The organism is Rudaea sp. (genome assembly GCF_036383415.1).
Taxonomy (GTDB): Bacteria; Pseudomonadota; Gammaproteobacteria; order Xanthomonadales; family Rhodanobacteraceae; genus Rudaea.
In genome coordinates, this window is the sequence record NZ_DASVOK010000084.1 from 1 (window position 1) to 4,544 (window position 4,544).

3 protein-coding genes are annotated in these 4,544 nt (G+C 64.5%); all 3 read right to left on the reverse strand.

What is annotated here, in order from left to right; translation table 11 throughout:
* Positions 1-688 precede the first annotated feature (688 nt).
* Entirely contained in the window at positions 689-1,657 is a 969-nt protein-coding gene (gene secF / locus VF497_RS02945) for a protein translocase subunit SecF (RefSeq protein ID WP_330886100.1), read from the reverse strand.
* A 10-nt stretch (positions 1,658-1,667) separates the two neighbouring features.
* The gene (gene secD, locus VF497_RS02950; protein WP_330886102.1) at positions 1,668-3,596 is read right to left on the reverse strand and encodes a protein translocase subunit SecD; all 1,929 of its coding nucleotides are present in this window, start codon (positions 3,594-3,596) and stop codon (positions 1,668-1,670) included.
* A 107-nt stretch (positions 3,597-3,703) separates the two neighbouring features.
* Complete coding sequence (gene yajC / locus VF497_RS02955; RefSeq protein WP_330886104.1) at positions 3,704-4,036, reverse strand: preprotein translocase subunit YajC; 333 nt, start codon at positions 4,034-4,036, stop codon at positions 3,704-3,706.
* Positions 4,037-4,544: the final 508 nt, after the last annotated feature.

Genomic DNA, 4,544 nt, shown 5'->3' on the forward strand with positions numbered 1-4,544 from the left:
TCCACTCGTCCTGCGGACGAGCGTCTTACTTTCTCTGCTCGTGCAGAGAAAGTAAGCAAAGAGACACGCCCCAGAGCATTGCGCCTTTCGGGCATCCTGCCCGAAAGGTCCGCGTCAGCGGCCGGGTTCCGCTGACAGCACGTCCATGTGCTGGCAGCGGAATGCGCGCGATCCCTCGCGCGCCCCCCTGCGGGGCCTCTTCGTCCGCTGCCGCCGCAATGCAATGGGGACCCGGAAGAGTAAAGAGCAGCGCGCTCCTGCGCGCAGAAGCAGAAAAGCTTCGCACGCTGTTGCTCTTGATCTTTGGGTCCCCCTTCATCGCACCGAGCATCGCAGGCGACGGCGGGGGAAAGGCGCGCATGTCCGAGCGCAGGGATGCGCGAGTTCGCGCCGGCCCGACGACGCCGAGACGCGCAGGGCACCTCGCGGCTCTTCTGCGAGGTGCGGTGTCGGGGGCGGCGTTTCTTTGGTGACTTTCTTGTCGCTGTAGACAAGAAAGTTACCCGCTCGCCGAAGGCGAGTGGAAGCTCTTGCTCCAGACAGTCAGGACAACAGAACTCTGGCGTTCTGCAGGAATGACGAGCGAGAGCGGGCGCGAATCCTGTTGAATTTTCTTTCGCGTGGGGCGCGCGAATCGCGTTGAATTACGTTCGCGCGGGGCGCGCGAACGCCGCGCCCTGCACGAATCTCAGGGGCGACGCGCCAACTCGGAGTTGTCGCGCGCCACCGGCATCAGGTCCTTCTTCGACACGCCGAGCCAGTACAGGATCGGGCTGGCGAAGAAGATCGACGACAGCGTGCCGACGAGGATGCCGATCACCATGGTCAGGGCGAAGCCGTGCACGGCGGAGCCGCCGAACAGGTACAGCGCGATCATCGTGATCGCGGTGAACAGTGCGGTGATGATCGTACGCGACAGGGTCGAGTTGATCGCCTTGTTGAGGATCTCGACCGGCTCGGCGCGGCGCGCGGAGCGGAACAGTTCGCGCACGCGGTCGAACACGACGACCTTGTCGTTGATCGAGTAGCCGACCACGGCGAGCACCGAGGCGAGCACGTTTACGTCGAATTCGCGGTGAGTCAGCGCGTAGAAGCCGAGCACGATGATCGTGTCGTGAAATTCGCTGGCGATCGCGGCGATGGCGAAGCGCCATTCGAAGCGGATGCCGATGTAGATCATGATGCCGATGATGACGAAGATCACGGCGACGATGCCGTCGCTCTTGAGCTCTTCGCCGACCGAGGCGCTGACGAAGCTCGCGCTCTTCTTGGTCACGTCGGCGTTCTTCGCCTTGAGCGCGGCGATGACGTTGTCGGCGATCTGGTTCATCTTCTTCAGATCATCGCCCGCCTCGCCCTTGGTGGCGCCGGCTTCGCCCAGCTGCAGGCGGATGGCGACGTCGTTCGTGCCGAGATACGGTGTGACCTGCGCGTTGTGGAAGCCGGCCGCTTCGAGCGTGTCGCGGATCACATTGGCTTCCGGCGGCGCCGGGTATGCCGCCTCGACGAGCACGCCGCCGGTGAAGTCTAGCGCGTAGTTGAGACCGCGCGTGGCGAGCGCGCCGAGCGAGATGAGCAGGAGGGCGATCGAGACGCCGAGGCTGATCGTGCGCAGGCGCAGGAAGTCGATCTTGCTGTCGTGGTTGAAAATTTCCATGTGCGTACCTTTAGACGGACAGCGCTTTCAGTTTGCGTCGGCCGTGGACGATATTCACGATCGCATGCGTCACCGTGACCGAGGTGAACATCGAGGTGAGGATGCCGATCAGCAGGGTCACGCCGAAGCCCTTGATCGGGCCGGAGCCGAAGAAGAGCAGGGCGACCGCGGCGAGCAGGTGGGTGACGTTGGCGTCGAGAATCGTTGCCCAGGCCTTCTCGTAGCCGGCCTTGATCGCGGCGAGCGGCGTGGCGCCGTTGCGCTGTTCCTCGCGGATGCGCTCGCAGATCAGCACGTTCGCGTCGATCGCCATGCCGAGCGTGAGCACGATGCCGGCGATGCCGGGCATGGTCAGCGTGGCCTGGAACAGCGAGAGCACGGCGACGAGCAGGACGAGGTTGAACACGAGCGCGACGTCGGCGATGAGGCCGAACAGCTTGTAGTAGATCGCGGCCGCGATCAGCACGGCGAGCAGGCCGAGGAGGACGGCCTTGAAGCCCTTGTCGATGTTTTCCTGGCCGAGGCTGGCGCCGATGACGCGCTCCTCGACGATGTCGACCGGTGCAGCGAGCGAACCGGCGCGCAGCAGCAGGGCGAGGTCGCTGGCTTCCTTCTGGCCGAGGCCCGTGGTCTGGAAGCGCGAGCCGAACACGCCCTGGATCGTCGCCGCGCTGATGACTTCCTGCGTTTCCTTGAACGTGCGCACTTCCTTGCCGTCGACGATCTGCGTCTGCGGCACGCGTTCGATGTAGACCACGCCCATGCGCTTGCCGACCGCCTGCTGGGTGAACTCGAGCATCTTCGCGCCGCCCTTGGCGTTGAGCTGCACCGACACGGCCGGCGTACCGCTCTGCGGGTCGGGGATCGCCGTCGCGCTGACCAGTTCGTTGCCGCTGGCGATGATCTTCTTCGACAGGATGATCGGCTCGGGCTTGCCGTCCGGGCCGACGCGCTGCATGTAGTACAGGCGCGACTCGGGCGGCACATTTCCGGTCTTGGCGATTTCGTAGGCCCCCGGATTGCCAAGGTTGGCCGCGCCGGTCGCGTTCTCGTCGACCGCGCGCCATTCCAGCGTGGCCTGCGCGCCGAGGATCTTCTTCGCTTCGGCCGTGTCGTGCACGCCGGCGAGTTCGACGACGATGCGGTTCGCGCCCTGCTGCTGGATCAGCGGCTCGGACACGCCGAGCTGGTTGACGCGGTTGCGCAGCGTGGTCAGGTTGCTCGAGATCGTGCTACGCGAGGCGGCGAGCGCGGTCGCCTCGCGCACCTTCGCGGTCAGCGGGAAGCTGTCGGCGGTGGCCGTGCCGTCGGTCAGTTCGAGCGGCGGCTGGTCGCCGAGTTTCTCGGGCTGGTTGACCTGCTTGGCGATGACGTTGCCGGCGGCCTTGCGGTCTTCGTCGCTCTTGAACGTGGCGACGATGCCGTTCGCGCTGGAATTGATCGTCTCGTAGCGGATCTTCGCGTCGCGCAGCGCGCCGGCGATGTCGTCACGGTAGCGCTGCTGCATCTTGTCGAGCGCGGCCTTCTGGTCGACTTCGAGCAGGAAGTGCACGCCGCCCTGCAGGTCGAGGCCGAGCGGCATCGAGTTCGCGCCGATCGCGCGCAGCCAGCCGGGTACGGTCGAGGCCATGTTCAGGGCGACGTTGTACTGGTCGCCGAGGGCCTTGCTGATCGAGGCCTGCGCCTTGTTCTGCGTGTCCGAATCGTTGAACTCGGCGAGCAGGGTGTCCTTGTTCAGTTCAAGGCTCTTGAACGCGAGCTTGTCCTTCTCCAGCGCGCCCTGGACCTTTTCCTTGAGCGCCTGGTCGACGGTGCCGTTGCGGTTGGCAGAGATCTGCACCGCGGGCTGCGGCAGGAACATGTTCGGCAGGGCATAGATCGCGCCGAGGATCAGCACGACCGCGATCAGGGCATAACGCCATTTGGCAAAATCGTTCATCGATATCGCTCTTGCGCCGGATTCGGGGCGCAACGGTTGTTGTTTTGATTCATCGCGAGAGCCGAAGCCCGACGCGATTCACGGGGTTTTCAACGGATGCGGTCGTCTCAGGACGATTTCAACGTGCCCTTCGGCAGCACCATCGACACGGCCTGCTTCTGCACCTTGATCGTCACGTTCGGCGCGATTTCGACGCTGAGGAAGGTATCGCCGACGTCGGTGACGCGGCCGGCGATGCCGCCGTTGGTCACGACCTCGTCGCCCTTGGCCAGCGCCTCGACCAGCGTGCGCTGCTCCTTGGCGCGTTTCATCTGTGGACGCAGCATGAAGAAATACATCGCCACGAACACCGCGCCGAACATGATCAGGCTCGGCCACGGACTCGGTTGTCCCGCCGCGCCCGCTGCCTGCGCGTAGGCGCTGGAAATGAAGAAATCCATCGTTTGACCCTTGTTGGAGGCCGCGCCGGAAGGCGCTGGCGGCTGGAGTTGATCTTGAATTATGGCATGGGATGGGGGGATGTGCATCCCGGACGGTTTGGCGCTTGTTTCGCGCCCCGGCGGGCTCTCGCCCGTCATTCCCGCACGCTCGTGGCGGGAATCCAGCGACTTTGCCTTCTTGCTCGTCATTCCAGCGCAAGCTGGAATCCATTTTGATCTCGCTTTGCTTTGATCTTTTGCGGACGCGTCCCTTCGCTTTTCCGCGCGCGTCCGGCGCGCGGGTTCCTTTCTCTTGCACAAGCAAGAGGAAGTGACCCGCGCGCGGGATGCGCGCGGAAAAGCGAATGGACGCGCCCGAAAAGAGGCCCAACGCTACGCAAAAAGCTGGATTCCAGCTTTCGCTGGAATGACGAGCAAGAAGCCAAAGTCGCTGGATTCCCGCAACGGGCGTGCTGGAACGTCGGGCAAGCGGCCGCCGGGGCGCGAAACAAGCGCCAGACCATCCGGG

Excerpts from the sequence above, each read along its gene's own strand:
- secF (WP_330886100.1), bottom strand. The coding sequence starts at position 1,657 with ATGGAAATTTTCAACCACGACAGCAAGATCGACTTCCTGCGCCTGCGC.
- secD (WP_330886102.1), bottom strand. The coding sequence starts at position 3,596 with ATGAACGATTTTGCCAAATGGCGTTATGCCCTGATCGCGGTCGTGCTG.
- yajC (WP_330886104.1), bottom strand. The coding sequence starts at position 4,036 with ATGGATTTCTTCATTTCCAGCGCCTACGCGCAGGCAGCGGGCGCGGCG.